Genomic DNA, 17,778 nt, shown 5'->3' with positions numbered 1-17,778 from the left:
TACGCTGTCAGCTGCGCCGTTCGACGATGTAGCGGGCCAGATCGCGCAACGGCTCGGCGGCCGCGTCAAACGGTCGCAGCGCATGCAGGGCTTGATCGCGCAATTCCAGGGCGTAAGCCTTGGCCGCGTCGAGGCCGAGCAGGGCCGGGTAGGTCGGCTTGTCACGAGCGATGTCGGCGCCCTGACGTTTGCCGAGGGTTTCGGTATCGCTTTCGACGTCGAGAATGTCGTCCTGCACCTGAAACGCCAGACCGATGGCCTGTGCATAAGTCTGCAAGGACTTCAGTTCGTCCTTCTCGGCGCGGCCACTGGCCAGGGCGCCGAGTTTGACGCTGACCTCGATCAGCGCGCCGGTCTTGTGCCGGTGCATGGTTTCGAGGGCTTTTTGATCGAGTTTCAGACCAACCGAACCGAGGTCGATGGCTTGGCCGCCGACCATACCGGCCGGGCCTGCCGCCAATGCCAGCGCACTGACCATTTGCAGGCGAAGGTGATCGGAGGTGAGAGCAGCGTCAGAGTTGCTCAGGCGCGGATCAAGCAGGGCGCTGAACGCCAGGCTCTGCAAGCCGTCACCGGCCAGAATTGCGCAGGCTTCATCGAATTTCTTGTGCGTGGTCGGCTGGCCACGACGCAGATCGTCGTCGTCCATGGCCGGCAAATCGTCATGCACCAGGGAATAAGCGTGAATCAGCTCAACGGCGCAGGCCGCACCGTTGGCTTGCTCGGCCTTGCCACCGAGCGCTTCGCACGCGGCGTAGGCCAGTAGCGGGCGAACCCGTTTGCCGCCATTCATCACGCTGTAGCGCATGGCTTCGTACAAGCGCGCGAGCTCAGGGCTCGGCGCGTTGAACAAGGTTTCCAGTGCGGCGTTGACGCGGGCCTGGCTGGTCGCCGAATACGCTGCAATCATTCTGGCTGATCCGCGTCGAAGGGTTCCTCGGCCAGCTCGCCATCACGTTCGAGCAGCACTTGAACCTTTTGCTCGGCCTGGGCCAGCGCCGCCTGGCAATCGCGGGTCAGACCGATGCCTTGCTCGAAAGCCGTCAGCGAGTCTTCCAGCGACAATTCGCCGTTCTCCAGACGCTCTACCAGCGTTTGCAGGTCAGCGAGGGATTGTTCGAAATCCAGTGCAGCTTTTTTGCGGGCCATGGCGGCTATTTCCGGTTGACGTTAAACCGGCGCGACACTAGCAGACATGGGGGTTATGGGCAAATGAGGGCGGGTTTTTGAGCCTTGATCCCAAGTTGAAAACACCCCTTGTGGCGAGGGAGCTTGCTCCCGCTGGGTCGCGCAGCGGCCCCAAGACCATTCACCCAGGTTTTTTCAAGAAGACCGCATTCAGCAATTTACGACTGCTGCGCAGCCGAGCGGGAGCAAGCTCCCTCGCCACAGGACAGCGTTGATCCTGATTAATCGGTGGAGGCATCGGGGTAGCTGATCTGGTAGCGAGTATTGCGCCCGCCGCCTGGTAGACGCTTCAGGTAGCCTTTCTCCAACAGTTCGCTCAGATGACGAGTGGCAGTAGCTTTGGATACTTTCGCCACTGCCTGATACTGCGCCGCACTGATGCCATGCTCGAAACCGCGCTCCCCGCCATCAAGCAGGCGATTCAGCACTTTGGTCTGTTCCGCCGTTAAGGGGGACTGCCGATGCGTCTGCCAGAAACGCGCCTTGCCCAGCACCGATTCGATCCGCGCCATGGCCTGATGCAAGCTGCGCAGCAAGGTTTTCAGAAACCATTCCAACCAATCAGTAATATCCGTCGTCGCCTTCTGGCTGGCTTCCAGCGCCCGATAATAGCCAGCGCGATCCTCAAGAATGCTCGCTGACATCGCATAGAAACGGATGGCCTGTGCCTCGCCCTGAGCCAGCGCCAGATCGGTGAGGGTGCGTGTCAGGCGGCCATTGCCATCGTCGAAGGGGTGCAAGGTGACGAACCAGAAGTGCACGATGCCGGCCCGCAGCAATGGATCGAGCCCTTCCTGACTTCGGCTGGCTTCAAACCAGGCAAGGAACGTATCGAGTTGTTGCTCAAGGCCACGACGGGGAGGCGCTTCAAAGTGAATGGTCGGTCTGTCGAGCCGGCCTGAAACTACCTGCATCGGCTCATCGCCGCGTAACGCGCCGACATGCATCGCTCGAGCAGCAAGGTCAGTGTCCTGATCCGGAAACAGCCACTCATGCCATTCCAGCAATCGCTCCAGCGTCAGCGGTTTCGCAAAGTGCTGGGTGGCATCGAGCATCAACTCCGCCAGACCTTCGCTGCGCTGACTGACGTGATCGCCATCGACCTGTTCCAGACCCAGGCGCCGCGCCAGCGAAGAGCGGACCGAGCCAACATTGAGCTGTTCACCTTCGATAGCGGAAGACGTCACGATGTTTTGCAACAACGCATCCAGTTCGCTCTGCGCACTTAGCGAGCCACCCACGGAACTGGCCATGCCCATCAACCGGCCTTGCGCCTGCACGCACTCACGCAGCAGCGGTGTCAGGCGCTCGGCTTGCCAGTTGAAATTCGGCCATTCGGGCTGTTGCCAGATCCAGTGAGGTGCCATGAATTCAGGTGCTCCAAGGTCAATGAGCCGAATGATAGTCGTATTCGGCTCATTTCGTGAGCCGAATAACCTCTTTATTCGGCTCACGTCCAAAAATCACCGTGATTCCTACCGCAAATATAGATGTATCCGATTGTTAAAAAACCGCCAAATGGCTAACCTTCGCGCCTTCTACGACCCAATAGTCACGGGTCTTTCTGACGAAACGCAGTTTTTGGATCTGTAACGCGCCGAGGATCGGGTGCAAGGTTTCGTTATGCATGGCAGGAGGCGTCACATGCGTTCATTTCTTCTAGTGCTGATGGGGTGGGTCTGCGCGACCGCTGCCTGGGCCGAGTCGACGGCTGAGCTGTCGGAACCGGTCGGCGGCTGGCGCTACAACGGCCTGCTCGATCGCAGCGAATACCCTCAAGTCGCCTATCCCACGCCGCCCATCGACCGGGGCGTGCAGCGTAATCGCACGATGATCCAGGGCCAGCTCAAGGCCATCGGCACGCAACGCGGGCCGCACACGCTGGCGGTCAACGGCAATCCCCTGAATCTGTACACCGACGACCAAGGGCGTTTCGCCCGGCCGTATGCGTTCGGTGCCGGCTCCAACAGCGTCGAAGTGCGCAGTGTCGAAGGCAAATCCCTCAAGCGCGTTCAATTTTATGAAGCGAACAACCTGCGCACCCCGGCGTGGATTCGCGTGGTGCTGGGATGGGACGATCCGAAAGCCGAACTCGATCTGCACATCGTGACCCCCGACGGCCAGCATGCGTTCTGGGCTCGCCCGGCGATGAGCAACGGCGGCGGCCTGGACCCGGACGGTGTCGATGGCCCTGGCCCGGAAATGTTCACCATGACCGCACCGATGCATGGCACCTATCTGGTTTACGTGAACTATTGGGGCAACTTCGGCAGCGGCGGCTATAACTTCGATGAGACCAGCAACCAGAACGAGGTGATCACTTCGCAGATCAACCTGGTGCTCAACGAAAACACCGTCGACGAAAAACGCGAGACCTTCATCGTGCCCCTGCGGGCCATCGGTGACCTGCTGCTGGTCAAGACTTTCAACTATTAAGCATCCCGCCTCCACGGATGAATTGGGCTTTGTGAAATGAGTGATAACACTGTGACTCCTGCCGCTGACGCACCGGCCGCCAAACCTTCCCGGCGCTGGCCAGCCGTGCTGATCGGACTGTGCCTGGTGGCCGGCGTCGCGGCCGGACTGGGCTGGTTCATGCACAAACCCAAGGCGCCACCGGCAGAGTTGGCCAGTGACAAACTGGGCATGAGCCGCCCGGACGGCCTGCTCGAAACCCACTCCTTGAGCCAGTTGCCCAAGGACTTGCTGGCCGTGCCGTTCCTCAAGGAAACCCTGACCGAAGATTTCGTCTTCTATTACGAAGCGCATGCCGATCGCCTCGGCTTGATTGGCAGCCTGCGGCGGATCATTTACGAGCATGACCTGAAATTGCAGGACAGCCTGATCGAGCAACTCTTCGATCAGCCGGCGGATGTGGCGTTGTGGCGCGGGGCGGATGGTCGTCTGAAAGACTTTTTGTTGGTGATGGATCGCGGTGGTCTGGCCAAGGTGCTGGAGCCGCTGGCCAAAGTGGCACTGGATGATACGCAGCTGACCCAGCTCGGTGAAATCAAGGTCGCCGGCGATGCGGTGCCGCTGTATCAACTGACCTATAACAACAGCAAAGCGTTGGTGTTCGTCTCCTATGGCGACAAGTTGGTGGTGCTGTCCAACCCTTCGAAGCTGTATGACACCGGCCACGGCCCGACTGACGAGCGCGGCATGGTGTCGACCCAAGCGCTGGAAGCACTGCTCGGCGGTCAGAAACTGTTCCCCGAAGCCTTCGGCCTGCCACCGCGCACGCCTGAAGTGAAACAACGCTTGTCGGTCAACGCCAGCGTTCTGGCCATGGGTTACCAGCGTTTCATCCCGAACTTCGCCGGCCTGCGCTTCGACATGGACGACAAGGGCTGGCACAGCTTCCTCGCCATGGACGAACTGGACAACCAGCCGGACTTCGATTTCAAACCGATCTGGCAAGCCATGCCGATGGGCGCCAGTGCTTGCGTGGCCTTGCCGCTCGCCGCCGAACAACAGAAACCGCTGCTAGTGAAACTGGGCGCCGACGAAACCGTGGCCCAGTCCCTGACCGAACACATGGCCGGTGCGGCCGGACTCTGCTGGTACGCCGATTCGCGGCTGTACACGCCGTTGCTGGTGGCCAGCCTGAACGATGATGACAGCGCCAAACTCGACGGCGACCTGGGCACTCTGTTCGGCTCGATGGTCGGCGCCTACGAAGGCAACGTTGAAGAACACGCGTTCCCGGTGGTCGAGAAGCAGGAAGGCCAAAGCCATCAATGGCAGCGCCAGGTCAGCTCCAACTTCGGTCCTTATAAAGCCAAGGATGCCGAGACCCCGGATGCGATCACCGGCAAGGCGTTCATGAAGGTCAGCCTGACGCGTCACGGTTCGACGTTGCTGTTCTCCCTCGACGACAAGCTCGTGGACAAGGCACTCGGCACCCTCGACAAACGCTTCCCGCCGATGGCCGACGTGGTGCCGAAAGACCTGCTGATGCCGGTCTACTTCGGCCCGGATGCCATGGCGCAACTGATGCAACAGGAAACCCTCGACAGCCTGCCGCAGGACATGGAACCGGTGTTCTACAACGCCGCGCAAACCTACCTGATCCCGAAACTGCGCAAGCTCGGCGGTTACGGAAAATACGCCCTGACCTTGCCTGAAGGCAGTGAGCCTGACGGCCATTGGCAGTGGCTGCCGCTGGAATGGAAAGCCCTGTGACCGCACTCATCCGAGGCCTCGGCCTGCTGGCGATGTTGCTGGGCAGTCGCGCATTTGCCACAGAAGCGGCAGCGCTGGATCCGCAGCAATCCCAGGTGTTCCGCGCCTGGTTCGTGCGCATCGCCCAGGAACAACTGACCCAAGGCCCGAGTCCGCGCTGGTATCAGCAGGACTGTGCGGGTCTGGTGCGTTTCGCCGCCAACGAAGCGCTGAAAGTCCACGACGATAAATGGCTGCGCAGCAATGGCCTGTCCAACCGTTACCTGCCGCCAGAGCTGCCACTGAGCGAAGCCCAACGCGGCCTCGCCCAGCAGTGGCAGCAGGGCGGCGGCAAGGTCGGGCCGTACGTCAACGCAATCAAACTGATCCAGTTCAACAGTCATCTGGTGGGCCGCGACGTATCGCAGGCCCGGCCTGGCGACCTGATGTTTTTCGATCAGGGCGACGACCAGCACCTGATGATCTGGATGGGCCGCTACATCGCTTATCACACCGGCACCACCACCCCCACAGACAACGGCATGCGTTCCGCGAGCCTGCAGCAACTCATGACATGGAAGGACACCCGATGGATACCCGACGCAGCCAACCCCAACTTCATCGGCGTCTATCGACTGAACTTCCTCTCCCAATGATCGGTGCCCGCATGTTGCGTTTTCTGCCTTTGCTGTTGCTCCTGGTGTTGCCGTTTTCAGCAGTCAACGCTGAAGACTCCGTCGAGCCGAGCGGCTACACGCCGGTGGCCGGTGAAAGCTTTTTCCTGCTGGCGGACAGCAGTTTCGCCAGCGACGAACAGGCGATGGTGCGCCTCGAAGCGCCGGGCCGCGACTATCGCCGGTTCCGCATGGAGCCTTACGGCGGCGCCGACATCCGCGTGTATCGCATCGACAAACCGCTGGATTTCCTCAAGCGCCAGAAGAACCTGCACCGCGTGGTCAGTGACGGCCAGTTCAAGGGCGAAGGGCTGTCGAACACCCTCGCGTACCTGTGGGACAACTGGTATCGCAAATCCCGTCGCGTGATGCAGCGGGCGTTTTCCTACGAGTCCCGTAAACAAGTCACCGAGGAAGTGCCGGAACTGAAGATGGGCAGCGCGATTGCCGCGCCAACGCCTTACGACGCACAGCCGCAATTCGCATTGATCCCGGGTTTGCCGGTGGTCAGTCAGTTCCGTTATCCGCTGTGGCAAGCCAAGCCGATCCAGCCGCCTACCGGTGTGAATCTGGCCGGTTCTTCCAGTGAGTTCGTCAGCGTCGCACCGGGCAACGTTTACATTCCGCTGGGCAACCTGAAACCGGGTTTGTACCTGGTGGAAGCGCTGATCGGCAAGTACCGCGCGACCACCATGGTCTTTGTCTCCAACACCGTCGCCGTGAGCAAGATTGCCGGTGATGAATTGCTGGTCTGGGCCGCGCGCAAACACGAAGGCAGTTCGGTACCAAAAGTGAATGTGCTGTGGACCGATGGCTTGGGCGTGATGAGCAGCGGCGCCACCGATACCGATGGTTTGCTACGCCTCAAACACGTCAGCCCGGAGCGTTCGTTCGTGATCGGCGAGGACGAGGAGGGCGGTGTATTCGTCTCCGAGAACTTCTATTACGACAGCGAAATCTACGACACCAAACTCTATGCCTTCACCGATCGGCCGCTGTATCGGCCGGGGGATTGGGTGTCGCTGAAAATCGTCGGCCGCGAGTTCAAGAATGCCCGGGACTCGGTGCAGCCGACCGCTGCCGACGTCAACGTCACCGTGCTCGATGCTACTGGCACGGCGCTGCAATCGCTCTCGCTGAAACTCGATTCCAAGTCCGGCACCCAGGGCCGCTTCCAGCTACCGGATAACGCGGTGGCGGGTGGTTATGAACTGCGTTTCAGCTACAAGGATCAGGCTTACAGCAGCGCATTTCGCGTCGCCGAATACATCAAGCCGCACTTCGAAATCTCGCTGAACCTGGCCAAGCAGGATTACCGCACCGGCGAACCGGTCAAGGGCAGCCTCGTGCTGCTGTACCCGGACGGCAAGCCGGTGGCGAACGCCAAATTGAGCCTGAGCCTGCGCGCCCAGCAATTGTCGATGGTCGACAACGAGCTGCAATACCTCGGGCAATTCCCGGTGGAACTGACCAGCACCGAACTGACCACGGATTCGAAGGGCAGCGCGACCCTCGACCTGCCGGCCGCCGAGAAACCGAGCCGCTACATGCTCACCGTGTTTGCCAGCGATGGCGCGGCGTATCGGGTCAAGACCACCAAGGAAATCCTCATCGACCGTGGTGCCGCCAGTTTCCGCTTGAGCGCCCCGCAGCGGTTCAGCGCAGTAGGCGACAAAGTTGCGTTCAGCTACGCCAATGAAGGTGGCAGCGAGGAAAGCAAAGCGGTCACGCCGGGCAGCTACAGCTGGGTGCGTCTGGAAGATCAGAGCATCGGTGATGGCAAACTCGCCGCAACCGACAAAGGCTTCACGTTGGCCTTCGACCGTCCGGGCACCTACAACCTGACGTTGAAAGATGGCCATGGTCGAGTCGTCGGCGCCACTGGCCATTCGGTCACGGGCGATGGCGTGAAAGCGGTGCCCGGCACCGTGGAAATCGTTCTCGACAAACCCGAGTACAAGGCGGGCGATGAAGCCTTGGCGCTGATCACTTTCCCTGAGCCAGTGAGCGATGCCTTGCTGTCGCTGGAACGCGACAAGGTCGAGTCCACCGCGCTGTTGTCCAAGGGCGGCGACTGGCTGAAGATGGAAAAACTCAGCGACACCCAATACCGCGCGCGCATTCCGGTGAAGGACAATTTCGCGCCGAACCTGACGTTCTCGGTGCTGTACACCAAGGGCGGTCAGTACAGCTTCCAGAACGCCGGCATCAAGGTGATCGCGCCGCAAATCGACGTCGCCATTGCCACCGATAAAGAGTCGTACCAGCCGGGCGATACCGTGTCGGTCGACCTGACTACCCAGTTCGCCGGCAAGCCGATTCCGGCGCACCTGACCGTCAGCGTGGTCGATGAAATGGTCTACGCGTTGCAACCGGAAGTCGCGCCGACCATCGACCAGTTCTTCTACCACCCGCGCCGCAACAACGTGCGTACCAGCGCCAGTCTGTCGTTTATCAGCTACGACGTTGCGCTGCCGGGCAGCCCCGGGGCACCGGGCAAAGCCAACCGCAGCGAGCGCGGCGTGAAAGTGCTGGAGCGGCCGCGTCGCGAAGACGTCGACACCGCCGCGTGGGAACCTGAGTTGATCACCGACGCCAACGGCAAAATCCGCTTCACCTTCAAAATGCCGGACTCGCTGACCCGCTGGCGCATCACTGCGCGGGCCATCGCCGATGACGGTCAGGTCGGGCAGAAGAAGCAATTCGTGCGCTCGGAGAAACCGCTGTACCTGAAGTGGAGCGGCCCGACCAAGTTCCGCAATGGCGACAAACCGGATCTCGGTGTGTTCGCTTTCAGCCAGGCCGAAAAATCGGTCAAGGCTGAACTGGTCATCCATTACGGCGGCACCGAGCAGCGCGTGCCGGTAACGCTCAACAACGGCATCAACTACATCGCGCTGCCGGCGTTCGCGCTGGCCTCCGGCGAGTGGGCCGCCGAACTGGTGCAGGACGGTAAAACCGCCGATGCCCTGGCCGTGCGCCTGACTGCGACCGGCGAAGGTTGGCAGGTGACGCAAAGCCAGAGCCTGGACGTGGCCAGCGGTGACACGCCGCTGACGCTGCCGGCGGACGCGACGGATATTCGCCTGCGTCTGGATGACAGTCCGCAAGCGCTGTTCCGCTCGGCGCTCGATGATTTGCTGAGCTATCCGTACGGCGGCGTCGAACAAACGGCTAGCCGTTTGCTGCCGTTGAGCATTGCGTATCCGACCTTGTCGTCGAACCCGCAGATCCGCGATCGCTTGCGCCTGATCATGCAGAACAGCCGCCTGCGCCTGGTGCAAATGGCCGGGCCTTCCGCGAGCTTCACCTGGTGGGGCATGGACGGTGAGCCGGATGCGTTCCTCACTGCCTACGCCTATTACGCCGACTGGCACGCCAGCAAAGCGCTGGAACTGAGCCTGCCGCCGGAGCATTGGCAGCGAGTGCTGGAGGTGTATTCGAAGCAGGCGAAAAACACGCCGTTGTTGCAGCGGGCGCTGATTCTGTCGTTCGCCAAGCAGATGCAATTGCCGGTCAATACGTTGCTCAGCGGTTTGATGGATGACTTGGCCAACGCAGGCGAGGGCAATGCGGCGAACCTGATGGAGGATGGCGGGGACAGCCTTGTCATGAGCGATCCGGATTCCGCATTGGGTCTGGCGGCTGCTCGTGCGCTGACGGCATCGCTGGCGCGTCAGTCGAAGGTGGCTTTGCCCGACGCATTCAATCGTCAGCTGCCGGATGCACAGCAACGTCTGGCGGTCAGTTCTCAGCCCTTTGCCGAAGCCTTGAACCTGTCGCTGCAAACCTTCGATCAGGCTCGTGCGCAAGCGTTGTTGCAACGGTTGCTGCCACAGCAATCAACCCTGGAGCGCGCGTTGGCGCTGACCTGGTTGCAGCGCAGCATCGAGCAAGCGTCGCCGACGATTGCACTGGCTCCGGGTGAAGGCTGGAAAAAACAACACAGTGCTACCGGTGAGATGTATTGGACATGGCAGGGTGCTTCGTCTGTGCCGGCGGTGTTGTCGCTGACCGGAACGCAGGAACGTCCGTTGCGCGCCGCGCTGAGCTTCCAGACCAAACAACCGCCGGTTGAGCCGATGGCGGTGACCATCACCCGGCGCCTGTCTCGATTGGTGCCGGGTGACGAAGCGTTCCAATTCAAGCTTGAAGCGGTGGGCAACAAACCGTTGTCCAGTGACGGCCTGTATCTGGACGAAGTGATCATCACCAGCAAAGCCGCCAAGCCGTTGCGCTACGGCATGATTGAAGTGCCGCTGCCGCCGGGCGCCGATGTCGAGCGCACGACTTGGGGCATCAAGCTCATGGGCAAGGCCGGCACGGAACCGACTGCACTGGAGAAAGCGCGTTTCGAACCGGGCCAGATGGCGTATGCCATTCCGGTCGATGCCTTGAGCGGCGAACTGCGCCTGCGTCATCTGGTGCGCTTCTCGCAGAAAGGCCAGTTCGACCTGCCGCCGGTGCGCTTCACTCAGGTCTACGCGCCACAACATCAGGCCCAGGAACAGAAACCGGCTCTCGGTCAGGTCACGGTCAACTGACATGACCCGAGCGCTGGTCTTTTGGTTGCTGTGTTTGATTCCTGCGCTGGCGACAGCGCAGGACGAACCGCTGCGACTGGGCTTCAAGGGTGAATTGATTTCGCTGAACCGGACTCAGGTGATTTCCCGCGAGCCATTGCCTGCTGATGTGCAGGCACCGCTCGGCAGTTTGTGGAAATTGTTTGTGTACGGCTGGCTGGTGGATACCGGCGCCCGTGAGCCGGCGTATGAGTGTCGCGGGCAGTCGAAAGAGGAAGTTTATTGCTGCACGGCGGGTGGCAAGATCGAGCGCGATCAGGCGTTGGTGAAATCGTGCGGCTTGTACTTTGATCCGGCGCGATTGGGCATTTCTGATGCTGGCTGGCGGGAATATTGGCAGGCTCGGCAGGCTCCGGAATGGTTGCTGGACTTGCCTTCGTTGCAGCCTTCTACGCGCGTGTCGGTGGCGGAATTGCTGAAGGTGCTGGCCGTGATGCCGACTCAGGATCAGGCGCGGCGGGTGTTGCTCGATGTGGTGCTCAATGCGGCTGACGGCAACGTCGTTGGCGAACTCGGTGGTCGACTGCGGGTGAAAACCTGGAGCTGGCTGGGCGATCAGGATCCATCGTCGCGTCAGGGCGGGTTTGCCGGTTGGATGACGGACGGCACGCCGATCTGGGCGGGTGGGCGCGGGACCAGTCAGATGGTTCTTCGTCATTACGGGGCTGCGTTGGCTTCGGTGTTGCCGGTGGATTGGCCCGCGGACGCAGGACGATGTGTCGAGGTCGGTCTGTTTTCCCGTTATCCGATCGGGCGTGTTCTGGCCGGGGATCACGTTGTGGCTTCCGGGCCTTTGCAAGGCGATTACCGCGTCGAATTCGCCAACGGCAATCAACTCGATATCCACAGCGATGGCGAACTGTTTCTGTTGAAGGACAAGCTCGTCGCCCGGCTGGACCGTGAAGAGTACGTCGCCCGTGTCCTGCAACGTGAAGCCAAACCCGAACCCGCTGAAGCCGCCAAAGCCCTGGCCGTCGCCATCCGCACCTACCTGCTGCAAAACGCCACCCGCCACGGCGATTGCCTGAGCATCGACGACAGCAGCAGCCGCCAACGCGTCGCCCCACGCCCGGCCACCGCCGAATCACGCCACATCGCCGCCTGGACCAGCGACCTGGTCCTCGCCGGCAGCACCGTCACCTATCACTCCGACCAACCCGGCCCGGACAAACTGTCCTGGCAGCACGCCGTCGAACAAGCCAACGCCGGCCAACGCTACGACGCCATCCTGCTGCACGCCTACCCGCGCGCCAGCCTCAGCCGCTGGGACAACCCCGTCGCCTCCTGCGAAGCACTGCCCGCCGCGCAAGACTGGCTGCAAAAGCAACGCCGCGGCTGGCGTCCGCGGTTGGAAAGCGAAGTCGGCTACAACGACGTCAGCACCTTCGCCGTCTGCCGCCTGGCCTTCGGCCGCCCCTATGTCGACCGCGAACGCCAGCGCATCTACGTGCGCGGCGTGCTGTCGCTGCAAGACCGCCTCGACCTGACCCACGAATACCTGCACCTGGCCTTCGAAGCACATCCCAACGGCCAGGATGAAACCTACATCGAAGGGCTCGCCCGCCACCTCTTGCTGGAATAGGCCATGAAACTCCGTTATCCACAGGTCTTCCTGTTCCTTTGTACTTTTTGCGTATTGCCGACGGTTTTTGCGGCTGATAGCGGCGTGAAACTTGATACGCCTGTTGGTGGTTGGCGCACTGGCGCGTCCGAAGGTGAAGGTGAAAGCTTTCGTCAGACCGTCAACTACCCGGCTTCGTCGGTGAACACCCCGGTGGGTCAGGCCAACACGGCGCGTATCACCGGGCAGATCAACGCCACGCCCAAGTCCGGTGAACCGGGACGGTTGATCATCAACGGCGTCAGCATGCCGCTGAAGATTGATCCGGCTGGACGCTTTGATCGACCGTTCTCGTTTCCCAATGGCAGCAACAGCGTTGAAGTTCGCAGCCCCGATGGACAGCAACGGCATCGGACGCAGTTTCTCAATGCCAGTGGTGGTGCCACACCGGCCAAGTTGCGGGTGCTGCTGGCGTGGGACAGCGATGGGACGGATCTGGATCTGCACCTCATCACGCCCGATGGTGCGCACATCTGGTATGGCGATCGGGTTGTGCCTAATGGTGCGGCGCTGGATGTTGACGTGACGACGGGGTATGGCCCTGAAATCTTCGCCATGCCGGCGCCGATCAAGGGGCAATACCTCGTTTATGTGAATTACTTCGGGGGCGGGTATCGGAGTGATGAGGAAGGGCAGGAGGAGGCGGTTCAGGCGCTGACCACGGCGCAGGTGACGGTGATTACGGAGGAAGGGACGCCGAACGAGAAGATGGAGACTTTTCTGGTGCCGATGCGGGCGGTGGGAGAGTTGACGTTGGTTAAGGGGTTTAGTTATCCCTGATCTTAGGGAAACGTCCCGCACAGAGCGTTGCCTTCATACCCATGACTGATCGGCCCAAGTACCATGAATGGGCCGCAGGTATAAAAGGGTTCGGGTACCTTTTGCTCGGAATTCAGCAGCACTACGGTATTTCCAAATACATCGTTGCCGAAGGATTGTTCGTAGTACGACTCGCAAACTGGCAGCTTCAATGGCACCGGAATTATCACAGCCCACAGCGTAATACCGCACCACTCGCGGGTTGGCGAGGATTTGACCGTACTGGTAATCACCGGCGTACTGGATTGATAAGTCAGATCCCGGTAGGCGTCGGTTTTAAGTGTCGTCTTTTCCGGCACCGCTACGAGTACGCCGACACATCCAGTCAGGCAGAAAATCAGGGCTGTGGTGACGATCAGGTTCTTCATGCAGGGCCAGAGAGGGTGGGAGTCGAGGTGACGGAGAGTACTGGTTGTTGGACGGTCTTTGCTGATATTTGAGCGAGACAGGCTTATTAGGGGCGAGGTTATTAATTGGGCAGCAACCTGTTGCACAATTGCTTGAACTAGGCAGGCAAAGTTAGTCGGCAGGCTGCTGACTAATGCGATGTGGGCCCCAATTCTGATTCTTACAGGCATTAAAAAGCCGGCTTGTGGCCGGCTTCTCGGGGACTGGCTTGGTTCATTTTTGGTAAACCTCGCCAGCCTTCAAAACGTACACCCGGATCTTGCGTCCGGCTGTGGGACTCGGCGAGAAAATCATCTGCCTTGTCGGTGCGATCAGAGCCGCGGGGCGGGGTGATGCGCAAATGTGGGGCGCAGCATACTGATTTTTTTGCCGGATTCCCAGTGCGGTGAGCGTATTAGAGCTGTCGGGGCTTGGGATCGAGTGATCCGTCTGGATATCCAGGGTGAATGTTCCATCGCTTTCGCGGGCAAGCCCGCTCCCACAGGGATTGTGTGATGCCTGTGGGTGTAAAAATGCCCGGGCGTTACAAAAACGGCACCGCCGGCCGCCGTTTGTTCAGCGTCGACCACCAGAACACCCACCCCAGCACCCTGATGTTCTGCTTATCAATCTGCTCGGCATTGAAGATCTCATCCGGGTGTTCGGCCTGGTTGTAGCTGCGCAACCGCAGGGCATTGCCCGGCATCCGGTGCAGGTATTTGATGCGCAGCATGCCGTCGTGCTCGATGGCGTAGATTTCCCCGTCAATCACCTTGGTCAGTCCGCGGTCGATGGCGAGTGTGGAGCCGTCCTCGATCCGTGCTCCCATGCCGTTGCCGCTCATGTGGACGCAGAAGACATCCGTGTATTTGATTTCCAGGGAGTCGAGGTGGCTTTTGGGCAGGCGGATGAATTGGCCGGGGTCTTCGACGACGTGAGTGTTGAAGGAGCCCGGGGCGATGGGTATTTCCTTGTAGAGGGGCAATTCGACATCGGTGGGTTCGACCACCGTGTAGATGCCGCGAATGGCCTGGGCGTCGAAGGTGTTGCCGGCTTCGTCGAGCAGGCGCAGGTGTTTGGAGTCTTGGGAACCCTCGCCGGTTTTCAGCCAGTCGCTGTTTACCGAGAGTAGTCTGGAGACTTCTTCCATGCGGTAGGCGGGTACACCGCGGGTGTACCAGTTGTGGATATTTTGCGGCTCCGTATCGAAGAAAGCGGCAAATCCTGTCGTCGTTATTTTCGCTTTTTCGAGGAGCGCTTTAAACCGTGGGCCGCTAGTGTTCTTTTTCATAAACACGAGTCTACGGGCGCTGGGGCGGGCTTTGAATAAACGAACCGTTCAAATTTCGAGGGAAATTTACGACCGGATGTAAGACGTATTTGGAACAAATTAAACAAGAAAAAACGTAGCGTTCTGGAAGTAAACGCGCCGTTTAAAAAGCCCTTAATGGACGCCCACAAAAAACCCCGGATCAACCGGGGTTTTCTTCAAGCCGTCACAGGCACGAGGCCAATGGCGCCTTAGCCTTTATAGGCAGCAACCGACTTCATGATCTCGGTGCGAGCGGCTTCTGCGTCACCCCAACCTTCGATCTTCACCCATTTGCCTTTTTCGAGGTCTTTGTAGTTCTCGAAGAAGTGCTTGATCTGTTCCAGCAGCAGTGGAGGCAGATCGGTGTATTCCTTCACGTCGACGTACAGCTGGGACAGCTTGTCGTGTGGGACTGCGATGACTTTGGCATCGCCGCCGCCGTCGTCGGTCATGTGCAGGATGCCGACCGGACGTGCGCGGATCACCGAGCCTGGTGCAACCGGGTAAGGGGTCACGACCAGCACGTCGAGGGGGTCACCGTCGTCAGCCAGGGTGTTCGGGATGAAACCGTAGTTGGCCGGGTAGAACATCGGGGTGGCCATGAAACGGTCAACGAACAGGCAATCGCTGTCTTTGTCGATTTCGTATTTGATCGGCGCGTGGTTGGCCGGAATCTCGATCGCGACGTAGATGTCGTTCGGCAGGTCTTTGCCAGCCGGAATCTTGCTGTAGCTCATTGGGCGGTGCCCCCGTTAGTTGACCAAAAACACTTGGCCGGATTGACCAAAAAGTGGCGGCGATTATAGGCATATTCCGCCGTTGATGCTACGTACCAAGGGTCGTAGAGACCTTAGTCGTGTGCCTGATAGACCGGGTTCTCGGCCAGAAGTTGCCGCAGCCGGGCCAGTGGGTCCTGGCGGTAAAACAGCTTCAGCTGCTCATAGACCTGAGGATACGCCTCGTGCAGCAAATCCGGGGCGCTGAAGAAGTATTCGCTGGTGACCGCGAAGAATTCGGCGGGGTTTTCTGCCGCGTAGGGGTCGATAGCCGTTTCGGCGTCCGGATTACGGTCAAGGTGCTTATTCAGGTCGTCGTAGGCGTGCTGCATGACCTTGGCCCATTCGCTGACCCGCATGTCGGGGTGCAGCGGCGGCAAGCCGTTGGCGTCGCCGTTGAGCATGTCGAGTTTGTGCGCGAGTTCGTGGATCACCAGGTTGTAGCCTTCCCAGCCGCCGCTGGCCATTACGCCCGGCCAGGCGAGGATGATCGGGCCTTGCTGCCAGGCTTCGCCGCTGTGCTCGCCGTCCCACTCGTGTTCGACGCCGCTGGCATCACGATGGCGTTGAGGGCTGAGGAAGTCATCGGGGTAGAGGACGATTTCATGGAAACCCTGATACCAGTTCAGGTCGCCCAGGTGCAGCAAAGGCAATTGCGCTTGAGCGGCGAGCAGCAGGCGTTGCTCCTGATGGAGTTCGACGCCGGGCAGGGCGGTCAGGTGTTTATCTTCCAGGAACAGCACGCAGGCTTCGCGCAGCCATTGATCTTCGGCGGCGCTGAGGCCATCGAGAAAACTCAAGTGATGGCGCACCCGTTGCCACAGATCGTCGGCAATCGGGTGTCTGGCCAGGATACGCCGGCGACGCCAGGCGCTCAGGGACCACATCGCGAGTCAGCGCGATTGGGTTTTGGACGCGGCGTTGCCGAAGCGACTGCGGACCACGCCGATGATCATCGGCACCAGCGACAGCAGGATGATGGCCACCACCAGCAGCGAAAGGTTTTTCTTGATGAACGGTACGTTGCCGAAGAAGTAACCCAGGGTCACCAGGCCGCCGACCCACAGAATGGTGCCGAGGACGCTAAAGGCAAAAAAACGCGGGTAAGGCATTTTGGCGACGCCGGCGACGAACGGTGCAAAGGTGCGGATGATCGGCAGGAAGCGCGCCAGGGTCACGGTCTTGCCGCCGTGCTTGTCATAGAAGTCGTGGGTCTGTTGCAGGTAGTCGCGACGGAAGATTTTCGAGTTCGGGTTGCTGAACAAACGTTCGCCCGCGGTTCGGCCGATGACGTAGTTGGTGCTGTCACCGAGGATCGCCGCCAGCATCAACAGGCCTCCCAGTAATACCGGGTCCATGCCGCCGCCGGCCGCTACGGCGCCAGCGATGAACAACAGGGAATCGCCCGGCAGGAAGGGCATTACCACCAGGCCGGTTTCGCAGAAGATCACCAGAAACAGGATGGCGTAGATCCATGGCCCGTAGTTGTTCACCAGCAAGTCGAGGTAAACATCGAGATGCAGGATAAGGTCGATCGGGTTGAAATCCATGGAGGGGCACCTGTGGTGACGGCCGGACTCTGCGGGCCTGTGCGGATGACTTCGCGAAAGCCTACAGAGGAGTGTAGTTTTTCTTACAAGCCGAAAAGGCCGGCATTATACGGGCTGAGTGGTGAAACGCGCGTCGAGATTGTAGCGGGGGATGTCTATGGCGCGGCCGGAAGACTGGTGACAATAAATAACCCTTCTGTGATGAGGGCGAACGATCCCTCATCACAGAAGCCGGCAGGCATCAGAGCTCGTCGCTGATCGGCAACACGTAGTTCTTGAACTCGGTGTCTTCCTTGAACCCGATGGATTCGTAGGTTTTCTGCGCCACTTCGTTATTGCTGCTGGTGGAAACGCGCATGCGCACGGCATTGGTTTCCTTGGCCATTTTCTTCGCGGTGCGGATCAGGTTGTCGGCCACCAATTGGCGGCGGGCGTCTTCGGCGACGTAGATGTCGTTGAGGATCCACACGCGTTTGAGCGAAAGGGACGAAAAGCTCGGGTACAACTGACAGAAACCCATCAGTTTGTCGTCGCCATCGGCCAGCGCCAGGTAAATCACCGATTCCTTGCGTCGCAGGCGTTTCTCAAGGAACGCCCGGGACGAGTCCGGATACGCCAGGGAGCCATAAAACTCGCGATATTTGACGAACAACGGGGTCAGCAGGTCCAGGTGTTCGAGGGTCGCTTGAATAATCCGCATCGAT

15 protein-coding genes are annotated in these 17,778 nt (G+C 60.1%); 6 read left to right on the top strand and 9 right to left on the bottom strand.

From position 1 onward, the window contains the following. Window positions 1-7 precede the first annotated feature (7 nt). From ispA to DJ564_RS28970, 3 genes are all read right to left on the bottom strand, one after another. On the bottom strand, window positions 8-910 hold the full coding sequence (gene ispA, locus DJ564_RS28980) for a (2E,6E)-farnesyl diphosphate synthase (RefSeq protein WP_109635185.1): 903 nt from the start codon (window positions 908-910) through the stop codon (window positions 8-10). After that, on the bottom strand, window positions 907-1,149 hold the full coding sequence (locus tag DJ564_RS28975) for an exodeoxyribonuclease VII small subunit (RefSeq protein ID WP_007894317.1): 243 nt from the start codon (window positions 1,147-1,149) through the stop codon (window positions 907-909). The genes ispA and DJ564_RS28975 overlap by 4 nt, the downstream gene beginning before the upstream one ends. A 260-nt stretch (window positions 1,150-1,409) precedes the next feature. Next, window positions 1,410-2,555 carry a Fic family protein gene (locus tag DJ564_RS28970; protein WP_109635183.1) on the bottom strand — a complete coding sequence of 382 codons (1,146 nt, stop codon included), beginning with the start codon at window positions 2,553-2,555 and terminating at the stop codon, window positions 1,410-1,412. Window positions 2,556-2,832: 277 nt separating this feature from the next. Between DJ564_RS28970 and DJ564_RS28965 the strand changes: the two genes are divergently transcribed. From DJ564_RS28965 to DJ564_RS28940, 6 genes are read left to right on the top strand one after another with little or no spacing between them, the layout of a single operon-like run. Continuing rightward, window positions 2,833-3,624, top strand: coding sequence for a YfaP family protein (locus DJ564_RS28965; RefSeq protein WP_109635181.1), 792 nt, complete (start codon window positions 2,833-2,835; stop codon window positions 3,622-3,624). A gap of 36 nt (window positions 3,625-3,660) precedes the next feature. After that, window positions 3,661-5,373: a DUF2138 domain-containing protein gene (locus tag DJ564_RS28960; RefSeq protein WP_109635180.1), complete on the top strand. Its 1,713-nt coding sequence runs from the start codon at window positions 3,661-3,663 to the stop codon at window positions 5,371-5,373. Further along, complete coding sequence (locus DJ564_RS28955; RefSeq protein ID WP_109635178.1) at window positions 5,358-6,008, top strand: DUF1175 domain-containing protein; 651 nt, start codon at window positions 5,358-5,360, stop codon at window positions 6,006-6,008. Before DJ564_RS28960 ends, DJ564_RS28955 begins: the two co-directional genes overlap by 16 nt. Next, complete coding sequence (locus tag DJ564_RS28950) at window positions 6,005-10,570, top strand: alpha-2-macroglobulin (RefSeq protein ID WP_109635177.1); 4,566 nt, start codon at window positions 6,005-6,007, stop codon at window positions 10,568-10,570. The genes DJ564_RS28955 and DJ564_RS28950 overlap by 4 nt, the downstream gene beginning before the upstream one ends. A 1-nt stretch (window position 10,571) precedes the next feature. After that, window positions 10,572-12,191 (top strand): DUF2300 domain-containing protein, encoded by a 1,620-nt coding sequence (locus DJ564_RS28945; RefSeq protein ID WP_109635175.1) that lies wholly within the window; start codon window positions 10,572-10,574, stop codon window positions 12,189-12,191. Between the two features lie 3 nt (window positions 12,192-12,194). Further along, a complete protein-coding gene (locus DJ564_RS28940) occupies window positions 12,195-13,010 on the top strand; it encodes a YfaP family protein (protein WP_109635173.1) in 816 nt (271 codons plus the stop codon). 2 nt (window positions 13,011-13,012) lie between these two features. Here DJ564_RS28940 and DJ564_RS28935 read toward each other — a convergent pair whose 3' ends face one another. The 6 genes from DJ564_RS28935 to DJ564_RS28910 all read right to left on the bottom strand — a co-directional run bounded on the left by DJ564_RS28935 (window position 13,013) and on the right by DJ564_RS28910 (window position 17,774). Next, window positions 13,013-13,417, bottom strand: coding sequence for a hypothetical protein (locus DJ564_RS28935; RefSeq protein WP_109635171.1), 405 nt, complete (start codon window positions 13,415-13,417; stop codon window positions 13,013-13,015). 563 nt (window positions 13,418-13,980) lie between these two features. After that, entirely contained in the window at window positions 13,981-14,727 is a 747-nt protein-coding gene (locus tag DJ564_RS28930; protein ID WP_109635170.1) for a S24 family peptidase, read from the bottom strand. Window positions 14,728-14,957: 230 nt separating this feature from the next. Next, a complete protein-coding gene (gene ppa / locus DJ564_RS28925; RefSeq protein WP_028620880.1) occupies window positions 14,958-15,485 on the bottom strand; it encodes an inorganic diphosphatase in 528 nt (175 codons plus the stop codon). A 113-nt stretch (window positions 15,486-15,598) separates the two neighbouring features. Then, window positions 15,599-16,411, bottom strand: a complete 813-nt coding sequence (locus DJ564_RS28920; RefSeq protein WP_109635168.1) for a zinc-dependent peptidase — start codon at window positions 16,409-16,411, stop codon at window positions 15,599-15,601. A 6-nt stretch (window positions 16,412-16,417) separates the two neighbouring features. Beyond that, window positions 16,418-17,074 carry a DedA family protein gene (locus tag DJ564_RS28915; RefSeq protein WP_010467341.1) on the bottom strand — a complete coding sequence of 219 codons (657 nt, stop codon included), beginning with the start codon at window positions 17,072-17,074 and terminating at the stop codon, window positions 16,418-16,420. 241 nt (window positions 17,075-17,315) lie between these two features. Continuing rightward, a complete protein-coding gene (locus tag DJ564_RS28910) occupies window positions 17,316-17,774 on the bottom strand; it encodes an N-acetyltransferase (protein WP_109635166.1) in 459 nt (152 codons plus the stop codon). Window positions 17,775-17,778: the final 4 nt, after the last annotated feature.

This window comes from Pseudomonas sp. 31-12 (genome assembly GCF_003151075.1).
In the GTDB taxonomy this organism is placed as follows: Bacteria; Pseudomonadota; Gammaproteobacteria; order Pseudomonadales; family Pseudomonadaceae; genus Aquipseudomonas.
The sequence above is the reverse complement of the archived record's forward strand: the minus strand, read 5'-3'. Positions and strand labels throughout refer to the sequence as shown.